The sequence below is a fragment of the Flavobacterium cheonanense genome, from assembly GCF_039539185.1.
Lineage (GTDB): Bacteria > Bacteroidota > Bacteroidia > Flavobacteriales > Flavobacteriaceae > Flavobacterium > Flavobacterium cheonanense.
Map to the genome: position 1 here is coordinate 494,789 of NZ_BAABCT010000001.1, position 22,677 is coordinate 517,465.

At 33.3% G+C, this 22,677-nt stretch carries 12 protein-coding genes; 3 read left to right on the forward strand and 9 right to left on the reverse strand.

Annotation, left to right across the window (positions count from 1 at the left end; translation table 11 throughout):
• Positions 1-203: 203 nt before the first annotated feature.
• Entirely contained in the window at positions 204-575 is a 372-nt protein-coding gene (locus ABD766_RS02385; RefSeq protein ID WP_298302854.1) for a hypothetical protein, read from the forward strand.
• 55 nt (positions 576-630) lie between these two features.
• On the opposite strand, the gene ABD766_RS02390 is transcribed toward ABD766_RS02385, so the two are convergent.
• The 7 genes from ABD766_RS02390 to ABD766_RS02420 form a co-directional block, all read right to left on the reverse strand.
• Positions 631-1,050 carry a DM13 domain-containing protein gene (locus ABD766_RS02390; RefSeq protein ID WP_344815201.1) on the reverse strand — a complete coding sequence of 140 codons (420 nt, stop codon included), beginning with the start codon at positions 1,048-1,050 and terminating at the stop codon, positions 631-633.
• Positions 1,051-1,067: 17 nt separating this feature from the next.
• On the reverse strand, positions 1,068-1,949 hold the full coding sequence (locus ABD766_RS02395) for a PorP/SprF family type IX secretion system membrane protein (RefSeq protein WP_344815202.1): 882 nt from the start codon (positions 1,947-1,949) through the stop codon (positions 1,068-1,070).
• 65 nt (positions 1,950-2,014) lie between these two features.
• Positions 2,015-2,680 (reverse strand): Crp/Fnr family transcriptional regulator, encoded by a 666-nt coding sequence (locus tag ABD766_RS02400; protein WP_298302863.1) that lies wholly within the window; start codon positions 2,678-2,680, stop codon positions 2,015-2,017.
• An 80-nt stretch (positions 2,681-2,760) separates the two neighbouring features.
• Positions 2,761-5,022, reverse strand: coding sequence for an aconitate hydratase (locus ABD766_RS02405; RefSeq protein ID WP_344815203.1), 2,262 nt, complete (start codon positions 5,020-5,022; stop codon positions 2,761-2,763).
• A gap of 238 nt (positions 5,023-5,260) precedes the next feature.
• Entirely contained in the window at positions 5,261-6,214 is a 954-nt protein-coding gene (locus ABD766_RS02410) for an AAA family ATPase (protein ID WP_344815204.1), read from the reverse strand.
• A gap of 80 nt (positions 6,215-6,294) precedes the next feature.
• Entirely contained in the window at positions 6,295-7,701 is a 1,407-nt protein-coding gene (locus ABD766_RS02415) for a peptidylprolyl isomerase (RefSeq protein WP_344815392.1), read from the reverse strand.
• Between the two features lie 14 nt (positions 7,702-7,715).
• Entirely contained in the window at positions 7,716-9,680 is a 1,965-nt protein-coding gene (locus ABD766_RS02420; protein WP_344815205.1) for a peptidylprolyl isomerase, read from the reverse strand.
• Between the two features lie 228 nt (positions 9,681-9,908).
• Here ABD766_RS02420 and ABD766_RS02425 point away from each other — a divergent pair, with 228 nt between their 5' ends.
• A complete protein-coding gene (locus tag ABD766_RS02425; RefSeq protein ID WP_298302874.1) occupies positions 9,909-11,498 on the forward strand; it encodes a peptide chain release factor 3 in 1,590 nt (529 codons plus the stop codon).
• Positions 11,499-11,618: 120 nt separating this feature from the next.
• Positions 11,619-11,840 (forward strand): hypothetical protein, encoded by a 222-nt coding sequence (locus ABD766_RS02430; RefSeq protein WP_344815206.1) that lies wholly within the window; start codon positions 11,619-11,621, stop codon positions 11,838-11,840.
• A gap of 167 nt (positions 11,841-12,007) precedes the next feature.
• Here the strand turns inward: ABD766_RS02430 and ABD766_RS02435 are convergent, their stop codons facing one another.
• Positions 12,008-16,057, reverse strand: coding sequence for a T9SS type A sorting domain-containing protein (locus ABD766_RS02435; RefSeq protein ID WP_344815207.1), 4,050 nt, complete (start codon positions 16,055-16,057; stop codon positions 12,008-12,010).
• Between the two features lie 323 nt (positions 16,058-16,380).
• Entirely contained in the window at positions 16,381-22,605 is a 6,225-nt protein-coding gene (locus tag ABD766_RS02440) for a YDG domain-containing protein (protein ID WP_344815208.1), read from the reverse strand.
• Positions 22,606-22,677: the final 72 nt, after the last annotated feature.

Below are 22,677 nucleotides of genomic sequence, written 5' to 3' on the forward strand. Positions count from 1 at the left end.
TTTCTATTATTTGAAGCGGAATTTTTTTGTTTTCAAAATAAAAATATACTATTTCAATTCAAATTTTACAGAGTTTACTGCAACAAATACTTAACTTCTTTGATTTTTTAATTAATTTTTAATTAATTTTTGAAATAAAAGTCACTACTTTCCAATAATTATGATATTTTAGCGTTTTTAAAATGTAACCCAAATTTACATCTATGAATAAATCCTTGTTTGTATTGCTATTGTTGGCACAATTTTCTTTTGGCCAAGAAAAATCAAAAGTTACCACTTATAAGTATGGCTACAATGGCATGGAGCTAATTGTAAAAAACAATAGTGGAAATATGATTGTTGTAAGTACCTTTAATTCCAAAAAAGAACTTAAGGAAGAAATTGCACAAAAAGTTTATCAGCAATTTAAAGACAGTAAATTAGTAACTGGTGATACATTAAAAATACAAGGTGACAACGCAATTGTAACTGGAAAATGTATCATCCAACAAAAAGGAAAGCTAACTACACTTAACTTTTATTATGAAACTGTAGAATGGAATTCTGGTTTGACCGAAATTTATAAAAATATATAATTAAAAAAGCTCCTAAATTTAGGAGCTTTTTTTTGCAAAAATTATAACTATTTTTTTATTGTTTAGCCAAGGTTGCATAACCAAAATTAACATTAAAATCGGAACACCATACTACAACATGTTTGTATACTGCAAAGTCAACATTAGCTGGTAAATCATAAGAATGAGTTCCGCTTAATCCTTTAATGTTTCCTAGATTAATAAAATCAGCATTCACATTTGATAAATCTGAAACTAAATAAATATCCAAATTTGGACCATTATCAGACATAAAACTTGTAAATGTCAACTTAGTTTTAGTAGCATTAACTGAAGCTAAACCACTTGTTGGATGAACTGCTGAAACAAAAGTTCCTTTGTACAAAGATTCTGGTGCTGTCGTTTGATTGTCATCATCAGATGAACATGAACTTAACAAAGTAATTAGTAAAGTTAAACTTACTAACATAAAAAATGTTTTTTTTAATGTAATCATAGCTATTTATTTTAAAGTTAAAATTTAATTTTATATTCCAAATTTGCGACCAATCCTCTAGTCAAACCATCTGGTCTAGATTTACGAACTATTGTAGGAAAACCAAGACTAAATTCTAGTCCGCTAACTTTATTCAATTTGTAGTTTAAATAAGCGTTTAGATTTACTGTCAAACCACTCGAATCATCAATATTTTTTTCGATTCCATCAGTATCTGTAAATTTATCTTCCGCTAAATGATATATTGGCAGAATGCTTGGACTTAAGGTAAGTTTGTCGTTTATCACGAATAAATAGGAAGCTCTCAAAAGTAAATCACCTGCTCTAATATATTTATTGGTAGAAAAAAAATCACTTCCTGCTGGAGCAATAAACTCATTTTTATTTTGAGTTAATGGTTGTTGCAATGCTAAAGCAAAATTCCAACGATCAAATCTTTTTGAAGCTCCAATTATTAAATCTAATGTTCCTAAACTTGGTTGAAAATCTAATGGCAATGCAAATCCGTTATCTTTTAAGTTTCCATCATTGAAAGGGATTTTTAAACCTAAGGAAACCTTTGATGTTTTATTCAATCTAAAATTTGAAATCAAAAAAGCATCTGATAAAGCTGAAGAAGAGAATCCATTTGCAGTCTGGCTTAAGTAATTGATTTTCAAATCTAAATCAACAACTTTTGATATTGTTCTTTGGTACTCAAGGTAGGAACCAAAAACAATAATATCATTATCTGCTGCACCAAAATTTGCTCCAATTTTAAAAGCATTTTTATGGTTCAAAGAATCAACAGATTGTACTTGAAAATTTTCTATAGTGCAAAATCCAGCATCGCTACAACCCTGACTGTAAACACTAAACGTTGAAAATAATAGTAATAAAAAAAACGAAATCTTCTTCATAGCAATTTAATTTTAATCAAAAATAATTAAACCAATTGCAATAAAATGTTAGACTTCTTACATAACTACTTTTTTAAAATAATCTCTTTTCTTTGAAAAATCAATATATTATCTTTTTGAAGTTCGTTTAATAATATATTTAAAGTTGGTCTTGAAGTACCAATTAAAGTTGCTATTTCCTTTTGAGTATAAGGATGACGAATAACTCTATCACCACTCACAATGTTATCATAACCATATTCATCACCTAAATCTTTTATAAATTCAAGTAATCGTGTTTTGGAATCTTTAAATAACAATAATTGAAGTCTTCGTTCTAATTTTTTAAATCTGTATCCGATAAACTTGTAGATTTTTAAAGAAAAATCATTATTCTGTCTTAACATTTCATACATCATTTCAAGAGAAATGACACAAATTGAAGTACCATTTTCAATTGCTTGAGCAAATTCTTCACGTTTATCTTCACCAAGAATGGCTTTCTCTCCAAAAATTTGACCTTTAGATAAAATTGACGTAATTACTTCATCACCGCTTTCGGTATTATAACCAATCTTTACTTTGCCACTACTTATCAGATAAATTTTATTTGCTGAATCTTCTTCAAAATAGATAAAATCACCTTTATTAAAATTATTAAAAACATGATTATCAGCAAAGTTTTTATAACTATGCGGACACAAGATTTGGAAAACATCAATATTATCAAAAAACCAAATTGCGTTATTCATAAAGCACTTTTTTTCAAATATATAAAAAAACTCCCAAGTTTCCTTGAGAGTTCTTTTTGCAAAAATAAATTACTAACCAATTATGCGTTGGCTGCAATTAAGTTTAAAGCCGATCCAGCTACAAACCAACCAATTTGGCTTTCGTTGTAAGTGTGATTTGCTAGAATTATATCTTTTGAACCATCAGCATGAACGAACTCTAATGTTAATGGTTTTCCAGGTGCAAATTCTGTTAAATCTAAGAAGTTAATAGTATCATCTTCTTTGATTTTATCATAATCTGCTTCGTTAGCAAAAGTTAAGGCTAACATTCCTTGTTTTTTCAAGTTAGTTTCGTGAATACGAGCAAATGATTTTACCAAAACAGCTTTTACTCCAAGGAAACGTGGCTCCATAGCAGCGTGCTCTCTTGACGAACCTTCACCGTAATTTTGATCACCAACCACAATTGAAGGAACTCCAGCGGCTTTGTAAGCTCTTGCTACAGCAGGAACAGCAGCGTATTCTCCAGTCAATTGATTTTTAACTTTATTTGCTTCTTGGTTATAAGCATTTACAGCTCCAATCAACATATTATTAGAAATATTATCTAAATGTCCACGGAAACGCAACCATGGTCCAGCCATAGAAATATGATCCGTAGTACATTTTCCGAAAGCTTTGATAAGTAATTTAGCACCTGAAATGTTTTTTCCATCCCAAGCATCAAATGGTGCTAAAAGTTGTAAACGATCTGATGTTGGAGAAACCGCAACTTGTACGTTACTTCCATCGGCAGCTGGCGCTTGAAAACCTGCATCTTCTACATCAAAACCTCTTTTTGGAAGTTCATCACCTGTTGGAGGATTTAATTTTACCGCTTCACCTTTATCATTCAATAAAGTATCCGTTATTGGGTTGAAAGACAAATCACCTGAAATTGCTAAAGCAGCCACCATTTCTGGAGAAGTTACAAAAGCATGTGTGTTTGGATTTCCGTCAGCACGTTTTGAGAAATTTCTGTTGAACGAGTGAACGATGGTATTTTTTTCACCTTTGTCTGCTCCTTCTCTATCCCATTGTCCGATACATGGTCCGCAAGCATTTGTAAATACTTTAGTTCCCATTTTTTCGAAAGTAGCGATGATTCCATCTCTTTCAATAGTATAGCGAATTTGCTCTGAACCAGGATTGATTCCGAATTCTGCTTTTGGAGAAATTCCGTGAGCAACGGCTTGTTCAACGATTGAAGCAGCACGTGCCATATCTTCGTAAGATGAGTTGGTACATGAACCAATTAAACCCCATTCTACTTTTAAAGGCCAACCATTTTTAGTTGCTTCTTCTTTCATTTTAGAAACTGGAGTTCCTCTATCTGGAGTGAAAGGTCCATTAATATGTGGTTCTAATTCAGATAAGTTAATTTCGATTAATTCATCAAAATACTGACTTGGATTAGCATAAACTTCAGCGTCACCAGTTAAATAATCAGCTACTTTATCTGCTGCATCAACTACATCTTGACGACCAGTTGCTGCCAAATATCTTCTCATTGAATCATCGTATCCAAAAGTTGAAGTCGTTGCTCCAATTTCTGCTCCCATGTTACAGATAGTTCCTTTTCCAGTACAAGACATATTGATTGCACCTTCACCGAAATATTCTACAATCGCTCCAGTTCCACCTTTTACAGTAAGAATATCGGCTACTTTTAGAATTACGTCTTTTGGAGCTGTCCAACCGTTTAATTTTCCAGTCAATTTAACTCCGATTAATTTTGGAAATTTCAATTCCCAAGACATACCTGACATTACATCTACCGCATCAGCACCACCAACACCAATGGCTAACATACCTAATCCACCAGCATTTACTGTATGTGAATCGGTTCCAATCATCATTCCACCTGGGAATGCATAATTTTCCAAAACAATTTGGTGGATAATTCCTGAACCTGGTTTCCAGAAACCAATTCCGTATTTGTTTGAAACAGAAGAAAGGAAATCAAAAACTTCTTTTGATTGTGAATTAGCTACAGCTAAATCGGTAGTTGCACCAACCTTTGCTTGGATTAAGTGGTCACAGTGAACTGTTGTTGGAACAGCAACTGTTTTTTTTCCTGCGTGCATGAATTGTAATAATGCCATTTGAGCTGTTGCATCTTGGCAAGCTACTCTATCTGGAGCAAAATCAACATAATCTTTTCCTCTTGAAAAAGCTTGAGAAGGCGTTCCTTCCCATAAATGTGAATATAAAATCTTTTCAGAAAGTGTTAACGGACGTCCAACTAACTCACGTGCTTTGTCTACACGTTCTGCCATTGTTCCGTACACTTTTTTAATCATTTCGATATCAAAAGCCATAATGTAATAGGTTTATTTATTTGCAACGCAAATTTACGAAAACGTTATACCATTAAAAAATTTTTAGTCAAATATCTTTATTGAAAGAAATAATTTGCGAAAACGAGAATTTGGCTATGCATTTTTTATCAAAATCGCATTTTAACGAAGAAAAATTGATGATTGTTAAATTTTAGGATAAAAAAAAACTCCTAACAAAATAAATTAATTAGGAGTTCAAATATTATTGTATAAAAATTTACATCAACTTACCGATAATTACTTCTTCTGTAATTCCTTCAGCATCGGCTTTGTAATTTTTGATAATTCTGTGTCTTAATATTCCAGTCGCAACTGCTTTTACATCTTCAATATCTGGCGAGAATTTTCCGTTGAAAGCGGCATTGGCTTTGGCTGCCAAAATTAAATTTTGCGAAGCTCTTGGTCCTGCACCCCAATCTAAATAATTATTTACATAATCAGTAGCCAATGGAGAATTTGGTCTTGTCTTTCCAACTAAAGTAACTGCATATTCAATAACATTATCTGCAACAGGAATACGACGAATTAAATGTTGGAAATCTATAATTTCTTGTGCAGAAAATAAAGAATTTATGGTTGGTTTTGCATCAGAAGTAGTGCTTTTTACTACTTCAACTTCTTCTGCAAACGATGGATAGTCTAATTTAATCGCAAACATAAAACGATCTAATTGCGCTTCTGGCAAAGGATAGGTTCCTTCTTGCTCAATTGGGTTTTGGGTTGCTAAAACAAAATAAGGTAAATCTAATTTATAGTTATGACCTGCAATAGTTACCGAACGTTCTTGCATGGCTTCCAATAAAGCGGCTTGCGTTTTTGGTGGCGTTCTATTAATCTCGTCTGCTAAAATGATGTTAGAAAAAACTGGTCCTTTAATGAATTTAAACTGACGGTTTTCATCTAAAATTTCACTTCCTAAAATATCCGAAGGCATCAAATCTGGTGTGAACTGAATTCTTTTGAAATTCAATCCTAAAGCTTGAGAAATAGTATTAACCATTAAGGTTTTTGCCAAACCAGGAACTCCAACAAGCAAAGCGTGTCCACCTGAAAAAATACTCAATAATATTTGGTCAACAACATCGTCTTGACCTACAATTATTTTGGAAATTTCTTTTTTAAGTTCGAGTCTTTTTTGAACTAAATTCTGTATCGCTGTAACGTCTGACATATTTTTTTAAAGTTAGAAGTTGGAGGTTAGAAGTTGGAAGTTTAAAAAATATCTTAAAGCTAACAACTACAAACTGCTTACTATTTTTTCAACCAATTATTTGTAAAAGTACAATCTTTGTACTCACCATTAATCTTGATATAAGTTTCTTTTACCTTTTCATCTGTCCATTTTGCAATGGCGTTGATTTGTTTTTCTTTAAGAGCTAACTCTTTAATTTTGATAAAATCTTTACTAAAATCGGCAGTATGCTCTTCAATTTTATTGGTAACCATTATAATTTTATAACGCTTTCCAGCTTTCGCATCTTCATCTAAAATAACTGAAGAAATTTCACCACTTTTCAAATTAGAAACTTGACCATAAATAACTGGATCCATATTGGTTAATTCAAAATGAGTATCTTGAGTTTTTGGATTGATCAAAGTACCGCCATTAGCACGTGTTTCTTTCTCATCAGACATTGTTCTTGCAGCTTCAGCAAAAGTGATTTCTTTAGCTAATATTCTTGTTCTTAGCATTTCGATTTTATCTTTTGCCTCTTTTAGAGCATCATAAGATACTTTTGGCATCATCAAAATATGACGTAATTCTAAATCTTGACCTTTTATTTTTTCTAAATATATGATATGAAAACCAAACTCCGTTTCAAAAGGTTCTGATATTTCTCCTTCTTGCATTGAGAACGCAACATCTTTAAACTCTTTTACGAAAGGTGTTTTCTTGTTGATTTTATAGAAACCCCCACTAGATCTCGAACCAGGATCCTCTGTATACAAAACTGCTTTGGTTGTAAAACTTGAGCCTTCTTGTACTTGTTTCTTAATTTCTTTCAATCGATCAATAACCACTTGTTTCTCGGCTTGCGAAACTTTTGGTGCAATAACGATTTGTGCAATTTCAAGCTCGGCACCCAACATTGGACGTTCTGATTCTGGAATTTTCTTGAAAAAATTTCTTGTTTCTTCTGGTGTAATTTGAATAGGATCAATAATTTTCTTCTGCATTTCAGCAGCTAATTTTTGTTGTTTCAAGATTTCAAAAAGTTCTGTTTTGAACTCGTCTTCATTATTCTTTTTGAAATACTTTACTACATTTTCCATAGACTTAAGTTGTTCAACCATGTAGTCTATTTGTTGATTCATTTTTTCTTTTACTTCTTCGTCTTTTACAACAATAGAATCTTGAATGGCTTGATGCGCATACAATTTATCCTCAAGAAGTTTACCCAACATTTGACATCTAGTAATGTCTTTTACAGAACCACCAGAACCTTCAATTTCAAGAAAAGCTTTGTCAATATCAGAATCTAAAACCGTGTAATCTCCAACAGTTGCTACAATTCCATCAACACGTTGACGCTTTTGCTGTGGCGTCGTTGCTTTCTTTTCTGGTTCTTTGTCTTTAATTATCTCTTGTGCGTTTACAGAAAAACCAATTAAAAAAAGGAAAATACCTTGTACAATTTTGTTATTCAATACATTCATCATTACTTCGTTTATTATTTTTTAATTTGTTTTTTTATTGTTTCAAACACGTCTTGATTTACCTTAACCGTAAATTCTTTTTTAAGTTCATCAACCCAATTTTGTTCTAAATATTGTTGATAGTCGTTTACTAATTTACCCTTACATTCTTCTAATGATTTTGGACCAGCAGGAAGAACTTTATTTACTTTAGTGATAAAATAGTACTCACCTTTATTTGTTATTTCTGAAAGTCCCAACTCCATTTTAGTTCCTTGTGGCAAAGCGCTATCGCCTTCTTCGTATGTTCCTTCGTAAAGCATTACGTTTAATACTTCTTCAGTATTAAATTTATCTTTTACATCCTTGGGAGTTTTCCCTTTTTTAAGCATAGCTAAAACCTTGTTCATAGTTTCTTTATCTCTTGAAGAATAAATTTCACTAGTCACGCGAGTTTTCCATTGGTATTTATTTTTTTGAGTTTCGTAGAATGCTTTCAATCCAACAGAATCTGTTTTGGAACGTTGCCAAATTTCTTTATCCATTAAATCAAATAATAATAATCCATCACGATATTCTTCCATAACTGATGCAAATTCAGGAAACTCATTTTCTAAATTCTCATTATTATATTGATTACGGTGCTCATCAGCAAAATTTTCAAATAACTTTTCAACCAATTTTTCTATTGGTTTAATAGCTATTCCTGATTTTTGTTGAGAATATATGTAATCTAAAAATGTTGTTCCTGTTAGATTTCTAGTTCCAACATTGAAAAGAGTTGCAGAATATTTTTTTGCGTCAGCTGGCAAGCTCCATTTTGCTTCATAAAAATCGTTGGTTACTAATTTTACAATAGAACTATACAATTTAGCGTCTCTTTTTACTGGATATTTTTTTCTTAATTTTTCAGTTAAAGAATTTGTAATTAATCTAGAACGATCGTCTTTGCCGATTTTGTTTTCTAATTCGATTCTAGAATCCTCGTATGATTTTATTGGGAATTTTTCGATTAATTTTACAATATGCCAACCAAATTGAGTTTCAAAAGGCTCAGAAACCGGATTCTCTTTTGTTAATGAAAAAGCTTTATTTTCAAATTCTTCAGAACTCAATTGTCCTGAACCAAAACGATTTAAAACACCACCTTTTGAAGCTGAAGATTTATCCTCAGAAAATTGCTTAGCTAATTCTTCAAATTTTTCGCCTTGCTGTAGTTTTTTATAAATATCCTCGATAGTAGTTTTTGCTGTTGTAACTTCTTCATTATCTTTTTGTTTCAAAATCATAATGTGAGCAACTGCTACTTCTCCTCTATTTGCTCTGATGTCATTTACTTTTATCAAATGATATCCAAATCGAGTTCTCACTGGATTAGATATGGTTCCAACAGGAGTATTGTAAGCGCCATTTTCAAAAGCGTAAACCATTCTGAAACTTGTAAAATAACCTAGATTACCTTTATTTTCTTTAGCCGATGGATCTTGAGAAACTTCAGCAGCTACCGTTCCAAAATCTTCACCTTTCATAATTCTCTCTCTAATGGCCTTTGTCTTATTATAAGCAGCTAAAGTATCTGCAGGAGATGCATTTTCATCAACTAAAATTAAAATATGAGATGCATTAACTTCTTTTTGAAGTCTTTTATATCCTTCATCCACCAATTCTTTGGTAACTTTTGAATCGGTTGTATAATTTTTAGACAATTGAGTTCTATAGGTTTTTAACTCTGACAAATACTGTTGTCCATCCTGAAGTCCTAATTTATTTGCTTTGTTAACTTTAAGCTTATAACCAATGTAAAGTTCTAAATATTGATTCAAATCTTTTTGAGATTCATCCTTAACTAAATCAAGATTTTTATTATAAACCCTTATAAATTCATCCGTATAATAAGGCTTATCATTGATAGTGAATAAAACTTCTTTGGATTTATTTTGTGCATTTGATGTAAAAGCAAGACACATTATTAATCCTAAAAACAATTGTTTTAACTTCATATTCTGTATTTTAATTAAATAAGTGGTTTTATTAATTTCTATTTTTCGTGCAATAGCAGCACATACATTACAATCAACAAAAGTAACAAATCGACTGTATTAAACAAGTATAGCACTTACTATTAACAAAATTTTATTAACACAATAAAAAGGAAGATTTTTTCAAATCACAACTTCCATTAGTTATTTATTTAATAAATAGTATTTTTGCAGTCCATTATAACAATTATGAGCTTTTTAAAAGAAATACAACGTCGCAGAACATTCGGAATTATATCACATCCTGATGCCGGAAAAACAACACTAACAGAGAAATTATTACTTTTTGGTGGTGCTATTCAAGAGGCTGGTGCAGTAAAAAACAATAAAATCAAAAAAGGAGCAACCAGTGACTTCATGGAAATTGAGCGTCAAAGAGGAATCTCGGTGGCAACTTCTGTTTTGGCATTTAATTATAAAGACAAAAAAATCAACATTCTTGATACTCCTGGTCACAAGGATTTTGCAGAAGATACTTTTAGAACATTAACTGCTGTTGACAGTGTTATTGTTGTTGTCGATGTCGCAAAAGGTGTTGAGGAGCAAACAGAAAAACTAGTTGCTGTTTGTAGAATGCGAAAAATTCCAATAATTGTATTTATAAATAAATTAGACCGTGAAGGTAAAGATGCTTTTGACTTAATGGATGAAGTTGAAAAAAAGCTTGGTCTTCAAGTAACTCCATTAAGCTTTCCAATCGGAATGGGATATGACTTTCAAGGAATTTATAATATCTGGGAACAAAATATAAATCTTTTCAGTGGCGACAGCAGAAAAAACATTGAAGACACTATTGCAATTTCTGACATTAATAGTCCTGAATTAGAAAAATTAATTAAAGAAAAACCTGCTCAAAAACTTCGTGAAGAGTTAGAACTAATAGATGAAGTTTATCCAAAATTTGATAGACAAGAGTATTTGGATGGAAACCTACAGCCTGTGTTTTTTGGTTCTGCATTAAATAATTTTGGAGTTAGAGAATTATTAGATTGTTTTGTTGAGATTGCTCCTACTCCAAAGCCAAAAGAATCGGACACAAGAATTGTAAACCCAGAAGAAGAAAAATTATCTGGATTTGTATTTAAAATTCATGCTAACATGGATCCAAAGCATAGAGATCGTTTGGCATTTATAAAAATTGTTTCAGGAACTTTTGAACGCAACAAACCTTACATGCACGTTCGTTTGAATAAAAACTTAAAATTCTCAAGTCCAAATGCCTTTTTTGCTGAGAAAAAAGAAATTGTTGACATATCATATCCAGGAGATATTGTTGGATTACACGATACTGGTAATTTTAAAATTGGTGACACTCTTACCGAAGGCGAAATGATGAGTTTTAAAGGAATTCCAAGTTTCTCTCCAGAACATTTTAGATACATCAACAATGCTGATCCATTAAAAGCAAAACAATTGGAAAAAGGTGTTGACCAATTAATGGACGAAGGTGTTGCTCAGTTGTTTACTCTTGAGATGAATAACAGAAAAGTTATTGGAACGGTTGGAGCACTTCAATATGAAGTTATTCAATATCGTTTAGAACATGAATATGGTGCAAAATGTACTTATGAAAATTTTCCTGTACACAAAGCTTGTTGGGTAAAACCTGATGATGCTAAAAATGAAGAGTTTAAAGAATTCAAAAGAGTTAAACAAAAGTTTTTAGCACACGATAAATATGGGCAATTGGTGTTTTTGGCAGATTCAGATTTCACAATTCAGATGACTCAGAGCAAATATCCAAGCGTAAAATTATTTTTTACGTCAGAATTTGATTAGAATTTGTATAAACTACGTCGATTTCGTAAAATTATTTCTACTTTTAATCGATAAATAACAAAAATGTAACATTATTAAAAAAAATGATTTTATATTTGCATCTTGATTTAATGTATAGTTATGAATAAATTTTATAAATTTTGTTTGTTTTCATTTTTTCTGCTTTCAGACTTTGTTGTGTTTGCACAGCCTGGCGATGAAGATGATGGAACTGGTGGCGGTGGAGGTCTAGAAGGTGGAGATCCTGCTCCTGCTCCAATCAATGGTAAATTAATAGTATTGTTGCTTTTTGGTTTAATTTTTGCGTTTTATAAATTGAAAAACGTGACTAAAAAAGCTTAATATTTTAAATAGTATAAAAAAACCACTCAAAAAGAGTGGTTTTTTTATGGCTTGAAGTTTATAAAGATTCTGTTAAATAATTTTTTAATCAACATACTCTATTTATGCAAAAAAAACCTCCTCAGTTTCCTGAGGTGGTTTTAAACTATTTAGTTCTTGTTTAAAAACTATCTTTTAATAACACGTAGTGTTTTAGTGTTAGACTCTTGAGATACAATTACATTGTAAACTCCTGATGGATATTGGTTTCCTAATTCAAAGTTTTGAATATCAGAAGCATTTATCATTTTATCTTCAACTAGTTTTCCTATCATGTCGTAAACTCTAACTTGAATGTTAGCTTCGCTATTAGTTTTCACATCCAACTTGAAGTTTTCTGCAAATGGGTTTGGATAAGCTAATGCTTCAAATACATTTACTACTTCTAATTGAACATCTGATGCAATAGCTCTTGCTTGCATTGGAGTTTTGATGGTACATGCTTTACTGTATGGACCAAAACTTGGCTCATTTGGTAACCTAACCGCTACTTGTACAGAATAACTTTCTCCGTTTGGAATTAATCCTGGGAAGTTGTTTAATGTAAATCTGTTGAATTGGTTGTCGTAGAATGTATCATAGTCAACTCCATTGTAAACTCTAAATCGGTACATGGTTGCTCCATTAACTCCGTCTGCAATAATTAACTCAGAGTTACTTGTAACTTGATAGTTATTACATTGAACTGCTCTTACTTGTGTAGTAGGATAAGCTGGTGTATTGATATCACATGGTGTACCATAAGGTAAGAAAGTACCATCAGTATTTCTTAATGAAACTTCTACTCTGTATGTACTAGCATACAAGATTCCAGACAATTGAGTCATGTTAAACTTATTAGATGGCTGTGTAGTTTCTTGAGAAGTTCCTGTTGCAACACCTGCAATTACTCTTGTAACTCTAAATCTATAAGCTGAAACATTAGAAACAGCTCCTGCATTTATCCATTGGTTCATAGCTGTTAATGTACTTCCACATTGTGCGCCAATTGTTGAAACTGGATTTGGTGTGTTTAAGTAACAAGCAGGCCCAAAGAAGGGTTGCCATACGTTGTTGTATCGTACTGCAATCTCAAACATATATCTTGAGTTATAAGTTGTTCCTGGAACGTTGGCCAATGAAATATTATTTACTGGTCTGTCAATGATAACTGGTGCAGCAATTGGTAAATTAGTATTCATATCTACTTTAGTGATTCTGAATCTATATCCTTGAGCAAAATTAGTCCAATTTGCAGTAACAGTTGAGAACCAACCTGCAAGAGTTGTACCACATGTTCCTGCTGGTAATGAACCTACAATTGGTGTGCAAGCATTGTCAATAATACCATTACAATCGTTGTCGATTCCATCGTAGCAAACATCAATAGCATTTGGATTGATAGCAGCATTTGCATCATTACAGTCTGTTGAGAATAAACTTCCTCCACAAGCAACCATAGTCATAGCAACTGAACCAAATCCATCATTATCTGCATCTAAATAACGAACTTCGTTATCATTACAATCGGTAGAATTTATTACTCCACTTGGAGCTAATGTAGTAGAACCAAAACCGTCATTATCAAAATCAAGATAAGTCAATAAATTGTCGTTTGTATCTAAACTATTTGTTACACCACTTGGCGCTAATGTTGTCGAACCAAATCCATCACCATCTGCATCAACGTAAGTCAATAAATTATCATTTGAATCTAAATTATTAGAAACGCCGCATGCGACTTGAGTAGTTGAACCAAAACCATCCGCATCTAAATCAGCATACTGAATTTGATTATCATTACAATCTAGATTATTTGTTACTCCACTTGGCGCTAATGTTGTTGAACCAAACCCATCCCCATCAAAATCAATATAAGTTAATAGATTATCGTTTGTATCTAAATTGTTAGTTACTCCACTTGGTGCAAATGCTGTTGATCCAAATCCATCGCTATCGGCATCAACATAAGTCAATAAATTATCGTTTGTATCTAAACTATTAGTTACTCCACTTGGCGCTAATGTTGTTGAACCAAATCCATCACCATCAAAATCAAGATAAGTTAATAGATTATCGTTTGTATCTAAATTGTTAGTTACTCCACTTGGTGCAAATGTTGTTGAACCAAATCCATCGCTATCGGCATCAACATAAGTCAATAAATTGTCGTTTGTATCTAAATTGTTAGTTACTCCACTTGGTGCAAATGTTGTTGAACCAAATCCGTCATTATCGGCATCAACATAGGTTAATAAATTATCGTTTGTATCTAAATTATTAGAAACTCCACAGGCAACTTGAGTGGTTGATCCAAATCCATCTCCATCGGTATCTAAATATTGTAATTGATTGTCGTTACAATCATTGTTATTCAAGACATATCCTACAACTGAAACACAAGAACTAGTTGTTGATAGAGGATTTCCATACCCATCAGCATCAATATCTTGATAATAAGTATTCAATGGTTGAATTGTAACTGTTACAGGAAAACGAGTTGCGCTCTCACAAATTCCTATAGTTTGAGACGCATAATAAGTTACTCCATCAACTAAAGATAATGAGGTAGACAATGGGCTTCCTAATGTTGAATTGGCGTACCATAAAACAGATGTACCAGTTACTGATAAATTAGAAATCGTAGCAGTATTACAAAAAGATTGATTGGCACTTCCAGTTGGTGGTGGCACTACTCCTACTATAGAGTAAGAAACGCTAGCACCATTATTAGACAAAACAGGATCTAATTGATTAGACTGAATTATTGAAGCATAAGCTGATAAATTTCCTGAAGCGTTAGCTATTCCATTAATAGTTAAAGTTCTAGAACCACTTGCTGGCACAGCTCCAACTGTCCAATAACCAGAATTTGGATTGTATGTTCCGCCAGAAGCTGTATGAGAAGAATAGGTAAAACCTGCAGGCAAACTTGCAGTTGCAATTACACCACTAGCAGCTGTTGCAGTTGCATTTGATATAGTAATGGTAATTGTATTGCTTGTTCCCAAACAGGCTGTTGAAATATTTGAGGTTATTCCAATACCCAAATTGGCTTGCGTTGTAGGAGCTGCACCAAAAACTAAAACTCGATTCATTTCTCTACCAGCAACATATAATCTTCCATACAAGTCAAACGAAGCATTATAAACACTAAACATATTATTATTAGTTGGTGAACCTGAAGGATAAAAAGCAGTAGATGAAGTAAAATTGGCTTGACCTAAAACCACATTTGCTGCAGCTCCATTTGCAGTTGGAATTGAATTATAAATAAGAACACGACTATTTCCAAATTCACCAATCGCTACCTTTCCTGAAGGTGAAACGGTTACTCCAATTGGTGCATTTAAATTAGATGATGTAGTTCCAGATCCATTTGTTCCCATTATCGTTTGACCAATTACAACATTTGCTGCAGCGCCATTTGTAGTGGGAATTGTATTCCAAACTAAAACTCTATTATTAGCTGAATCTGCTACTAAAAGTTTTCCGTCAGGAGAAACACATACACCCCAAGGATTTACCATGCTAGTTGCTGAACTACCGCCACCAGGAGCATTGAAAACAGTTTGTCCTACAACCACATCAGCAGGCTTGTTATTGGTAGTTGGTATGCTGTTCCAAATTAATATTCTGTGATTCCCTCTATCCGCAATTAATAATCGGCCGTCACTACTCACATAAGCACCTGTTGGCCCATTCATTGCTGTAGCAGAAACTCCGCCAAAATTAGATGTAAAATTAGACTGTCCTAATACCACATCAGCATTTTGACCATTAACAGTCGGAATCGTATTCCAAATTAACACTCTATTATTACTAAAATCGGTTACTATCAATTTATTTCCATCTGGAGAAAATGCAACTCCATTAGAATTACTAACAGTTGATTGATTAGCACCAACATTAGTACAATCAGTAAATCCTGTTTTACCAACAACTATACTTGCGTTAGCTCCATTAGCACTCGGAGTTGGATTCCATAATTTTACTCTTCCGCCTGTTTGCTCACTGACTGCTAATACACCTTTAGAACTAATAGCTGTATAAGATGGCGCATAAAGTCCACTTTGTGTACAACCAGCAACATTAGCAGTAAAATTTGCTTGACCAACAACTAAATTTGCTGCCTGCGAATTAGTAAAATTAATTTGAGCAAAAGAAAAATTTGATAGCAAAAGAAAAATTACAATCATTTGACTTCTTTGTAAAGTTCTCAAAACATTTGTTGATTTACTAACAAACGTAAATGGAAAAATACAATATAGTACATCCAAAATAGGTCTACTAAGAAAAGTAAACTGTTTAAAATTGTGGATCAACCACTTCAATTGAATAAAGTTTTTCATAATATAAGGGTTTAAATGACTTTACAAAATTGATTCAATATTTAATACTATAAATCCCTACAAATGGGTATTTTAAATGTATTTATCTACTTTTTATAAACTTTCATCAATAAAAAAAACCTCCTCAGTTTCCTGAGGAGGTTTTAAACTATTTAGTTCTTGTTTAAAAACTATCTTTTAATAACACGTAGTGTTTTAGTGTTAGACTCTTGAGATACAATTACATTGTAAACTCCTGATGGATATTGGTTTCCTAATTCAAAGTTTTGAATATCAGAAGCGTTTATCATTTTATCTTCAACTAGTTTTCCTATCATGTCGTAAACTCTAACTTGAATGTTAGCTTCGCTATTAGTTTTCACATCCAACTTGAAGTTTTCTGCAAATGGGTTTGGATAAGCTAAAGCTTCAAATACATTTACTACTTCTAATTGAACATCTGATGCAATAGCTCTTGCTTGCAGTGGAGTCTTGATGGTACATGCTTTACTGTATGGACCAAAACTAGTCTCATTTGGTAACCTAACCGCTACTTGTACAGAATAAATGGCTCCGTTTGGAATTAATCCTGGGAAGTTGTTTAATGTAAATCTGTTAAACTGGTTGTCGTAGAATGTATCATAGTCAACTCCATTGTAAACTCTAAATCGGTACATAATTGCTCCATTAACTCCGTCTGCAATAATTAACTCAGAGTTACTTGTAACTTGATAGTTATTACATTGAACTGTTCTTACTTGTGTAGTAGGATAAGCTGGTGTATTGATATCACATGGTGTACCATAAGGTAAGAAGGTACCGTCAGTATTTCTTAATGAAACTTCTACTCTGTAAGTACTAGCAAACAAGATACCGGACAATTGAGTCATATTAAACTTATTAGATGGCTGCGTAGTTTCTTGAGAAGCTCCTGTTGGAATTCCTGCAATTACTCTTGTAACTCTAAATCTATAAGCAGTAACATTAGAAACAGCTCCTGCATTTATCCATTGGTTCATAGCTGTTAATGTACTTCCACATTGAGCTCCAATTGTTGAAACAGGATTTGGTGTGTTTAAGTAACAAGCAGGTCCAAAGAACGGTTGCCACACGTTGTTGTATCGTACTGCAATCTCAAACATATATCTTGAATTGTAAGTAGTTCCTGGAACGTTAGCCAAAGAAATATTATTTACAGGTCTGTCAATGATAACTGGTGCAGCAATTGGTAAATTAGTATTCATATCTACTTTAGTGATTCTGAATCTATATCCTTGAGCAAAATTAGTCCAGTTTGCTGTAACAGTTGAGTACCAACCTGCAAGAGTTGTACCGCATGTTCCTGCTGGTAATGAACCTACAATTGGCGAACAAGCATTGTCGATAATACCATTACAATCGTTGTCGATTCCATCGTAACAAACATCAACTGCTCCTGGATTTATAGCTGCATTAGCATCGTTACAATCTGTTCCTAAAGTTACATAACCTGGGAAAGGAACACAAGATTGAAAAGTTGGAGCTAATGGATCGCCATAACCATCACCATCATTATCAACATAATAAGTTAAATTTGGCAACAAAGTTATTACAGCAGAACCACTATTTCCAGTTCCTGTTAACGCTAAGCTATCTGTAACTGACACTATAGTATAAGTTGAAGTAATTAATGGTGAAACAATAATATTTGTTCCACTGATATAGTTACTTTCGGTAAATACAGTAGTTCCATCAGTATATTCAATTGTAAATGGACTTGTTCCTCCTGTTAAGGTTACCGAAATAGCAGCGCTATCACCTTCACAAATAGAAGTAGTTCCAGATATAACTGATGCAGTTGGACCAGTTAACTCTGCAGTAGTTCCATACAAAATAACATTATTTTGATTTGAATTCGTATCGAATCCTCCTGTACCTCCAGTAGCTGTTGCTCCAAATCCATAAAGTCTGAATGTTGTTGTTGAAGACACATTTGTTAAACTTGTAATAGGGATAGTTTTTATAGCTGTTGCACTAGCAGTCATGTTAATAAGAGTTCCAATATCATTTGTAAATCCATCAGCAGAAGATCTAAGAGCTACTGATCTTGGACCAGTTCCAGAAAAATCCCAAATAAAAGAGAAAGATGTTGGTGTGAAAGTATATCCTGAGTTAGGCGTAACTACAAATTGAATATAATCGTTTCCAGCAACAGCTTCAGAAAGTGTATTTCCTCCAGCAGTATTACCTGTATTAAACCAACCGGTACCTCCAAAACGATTTGCATTACCTGTTACAGCAATAGTTCCTTGTGTAAGATTTGCAGAAGTTACATTAGGATTATTGTATGTACTTGGCTCAGTTGTTTCATTTCCAGTATTACCAAAGGTATTCCATTGTAAGATTGCAGGTGGAGTAATGTTTGCAATAAGACCTGTTGGCTGAGTTAATGAGTAATTTCCTGCACTTGCTCCACCTAATGTTGAAGTTGAAGTTACAGCAACTCCATTAGCTACAGCAGAAGAAGCGAAAGTTCCTGTTCCGATTAATGTAACAACATCACCAGAAATAATTCCAGTTAAAGTACCTGTTATTGTAGCATTAGTATTTCCGTCAAAAGGTTTGTTCTGAGCAATTGCTCCAGTTACTGTTAGTGCTCTAGGAGTAATGTCAGCAAACAATCCTGATGGAAGTGTTAGTGTGTATTTTGCAATATCTGCACCGCTTAAAGTTTGCGTAGATGAAACTACAATACCGTTTGCTACATCAACTGAAGCAAAAGTACCAGTATTAGAAACGGTAACATCATCAGTACCTACAACACCCACTAAAGTGTAACCTGAAATTATTGCATTATTTAATTTATTATAAATTTTGTTATTAGCCACAGCACCTGAAATAGTCAGCTCTTTAGCTAAAATTGTATAATTTAAAGTTGCTATACCTGTTCCTCCACCATTTGTAGCAGAAATAGTAACTGTATACAATCCAGGTAATCCTGTTGGTGTTCCAGTAATTTCACCATTAGAAGTATTTACAGATAATCCTGCAGGTAAACCAGTAGCATTAAAACTTGATGGCGACTCTGAAGCAGTTATTGTGTATGTTTCAGCCGAAAGACCATATGTAGCAGATGCTGTTAAAACACTAGAGATTACTGGTGAAGGCTCACTTGTAATATCAGCTACTAAAGAAGGCTGAGTAAGGTAATAATTAGCAGAACCTGCTCCACTGATTGAGTATCCAGTTACTGAAACAGCAACTGCATTTGCAACAGCAGAACTTGCGAAAGTTCCAACTGGTGTTCCATTTAAAGAAACCGCATCGCTATTGATTACACCAACTAAAGAACCTGTTCCTGATAAAGTCGCAGCTGTATTTCCATCAAAAACTTTATTATTAGCAGTTAATCCAGACACTGTTAATTCCTTAGCAGAAACCGTACTTGAAACAGTTGCTACATTTACAGAAGTGGCATTAGAACTAGACAATACTATATCTCCAGAATAAGGAGAATTAATAACAGATGCTATAGCGCTTAAACGCACATAAACTGGTGTTGAAGAAATAGTTCCAGCTGCACCAACAGTAACTGAAGAAGCAAAACCAGAACCTGATGATAAGGAAACTTCATATCCAGAAGGAGGTGTTACTAAAATTCCAGCTTGCATGAAAGTTCCAGAAACAGAGAAAGAAGTTTCTGAAGATGGTGTTCCGTAAACAGTTGATAGTGCAGACAAAGTTCCTGAAGTAGCAATAGCTGGAGGTGGAGCTAATTCTGTATATCCATTTAAAACAACATTATTTTGAGAAGAAGCACAGTCAAAACCACCTGTTCCTCCGGTAGAAGTATATCCATACAATCTAAAAGTAGTAGAGCTTGACAAAGCTGTTAACCCTGAAATTGTAATTGTTCTAAAAGTTGATGTACTTGAACCACCTGTAGATAAACCTGTTATTACACCTAAATCAGATGCAAAACCATCAGCTGAAGATCTCAAAGCAACACTAGAAGGACCTGTAGAAGATCTATCCCAAATAAAAACAAATGAAGTAGGAGTAAATAAATAACCTGTTGTAGGTGTAGCAGTAAATTGAATATATTTATCTGTAGTTACTGCTGCAACTGTTCCCCATGTTCCTCCGAAACGACTTCCATTAGTGGCTGGCACTACTGTACTTCCAGTAAAATTCAAATCAGATGATAACATATTAGCATCATTGGTAGCACTTGGTTCAGTAGTTTCAGTTCCTAAATTTGAAAAAGTATTCCATTGTAATAAAGGAACTGATGGCACAGTGATATTCGCAGTCAAACCTGTTGGCTGAGTCAAAGAATAGTTTCCAGAATTTGCACCTCCAATTGTAGAAGTTGATGTAACAGCAATTCCAGTTCCAATTGCTGAACTAGCAAATGTACCTGATAGAGTTAAAGTTACTGTATCTGGAGCTATTACTCCATTTAATGTACCTGTTATAGTAGCAGTTGTATTTCCGTCAAAAGATTTGTTTTGTGCAGCTGCACCAGAAATAGTCACTTCTTTAGCAGTAATATCCGCCATTAATCCTGTAGGTAAAGTCAAACTATACTTTCCTGCATCCAAACCACTTAATGTTTGAGTTGAAGTAACTGAAACGCCATTTGAAACATTTATAGTTGCAAAAGTTCCAGAATTTGAAACTGACACATCATCACTACCAAATACACCTACTAAAGTAGATCCTGAAATTGTAGCGACATTAGTTCTATCATAAATTTTATTATCTGCAATAGCACCACTAATTGTTAATTCTTTAGCTGTAATTGTATAAACTAAAGTTTGACTATCACCAGCACCAGCACCATTAGAGGCAGAAATCAAAACATTATAAGCACCAGGAGTAGCTGTTGGTGTTCCTGAAATTTCACCATTTGAAGTATTTAAAGTCAATCCACCTGGCAAACCAGATGCACTATAACTAGTTGGTGATTCAGAAGCTGTTATTGTATAAATTGAAGCAACAGTTCCATATACTGAACTAAAAGTTAATCCACTAGTAATTGAAGGTGTTGGCGAAGAGGTAATTGAGATAGTTCCATCAGCAGCCAAAAAACTATAATTTGTAGCTGTTAACAATGATACATCTGGAGTAATAGTAACACCCGAAGTAGCCGCTGGAGTAGTATCAGTATAAGACGTTGTATAAGATGCAGAACCACTAATTACAGATGCATTTTCACTATTAACAAATCCTGAAGGAGTGTAAGAACCTAAAGCAATAACATTTGCTACAGGTGTTCCAAAAGCAACATTTTGATTATTTGCTGTGATAGTAATCGTAGCTGGAGAAACAATGTTTCCAGTTGATGATGTAGTAATATTTACAGGAGTTGCTCCAGTACTTGAAAGAACAATATTTTGTGAATCATAAGTACCAACGACAGAAGCATCAGCTTTTAATCTAATTCTTAAAGTACCACTTGCACTTCCAGAAATTTGTGGAAATGAAGTTGTAGCACCATAGGTGGCTCCGTCATTAGAAACTTCAAAACCTGTTGGTGCAGTTGCAACTAAATTTGCAGACAAATCTGTACCTGAAACCGCAAAGGATTGTTCTGTAGAAGCTGTTCCGTATGTTGTTGTGAAAGCTGTTGCAGTTGTAGCTCCTGAGATTGAAGCAGATGATGGTAAAATACTAGCCCAAGTTAATCCTACCCTAATTCCATCAATTGTTGCATTAGGTGTATTTCCTCCAGCTTGTCTAAAAGCAATACTTCCAACTCCAGAGGCTAGGTCGGCAGCAGAGCTATCTGCGGCAGATATTGTAGTTGAACCTGGCTCAATACCATTAAGCACAGGATTAAGATAAATTGCAACTGTATCGTTATTAGTTCCTGAATTTATTGAATATTTTAAAACAATTAAATATGTAGTATTCAATGAATAACTATAAGGAGTAAAAGTTGCACTTCCAATTGCAGCTGATTTAGACAACCCAAAAGACAAGTTATTTGAAGCATCTCTTCTAACAAAAAGTCTTCCAACAAAAGTTGTACCTACACTAGTTTGTCCAAAATGAGCAAAGTAATCACCAGTCGTAGTTACTCCGGATATATTTACTAAAAAAGAAGCATAAACAATCCCAGATGTTTGATTAGTAAAAACTCTATTGACATCTGCAGTACCTGAAGTACTTATTGTCATTGCTCCTCCAACATTTGAACCTGAAAAACCTGAATAGGTCAATCCACTATTGGTATATTGTGGATAATTTGTTGTTCCGCTATGAGCAGTCCAAACCCCAGCTGAAGATGTAGTTATGTCACCGGTAGTAGAGTAACTAAAATCTTCAGTTAATAACTGAGCAAATCCTTTAGAGGGAAAAAGCAATAATAAAAATGCTAAGCTGTAAAATAGCATTTTTATTGAATTAATAACTTGTAAATGTTTTTTCATAAAATTATGATTTTTTTTGATTTTGAAGTACAAAGTTAAAAACTAAACCTCTCAAAACGTATGTTTTATGTT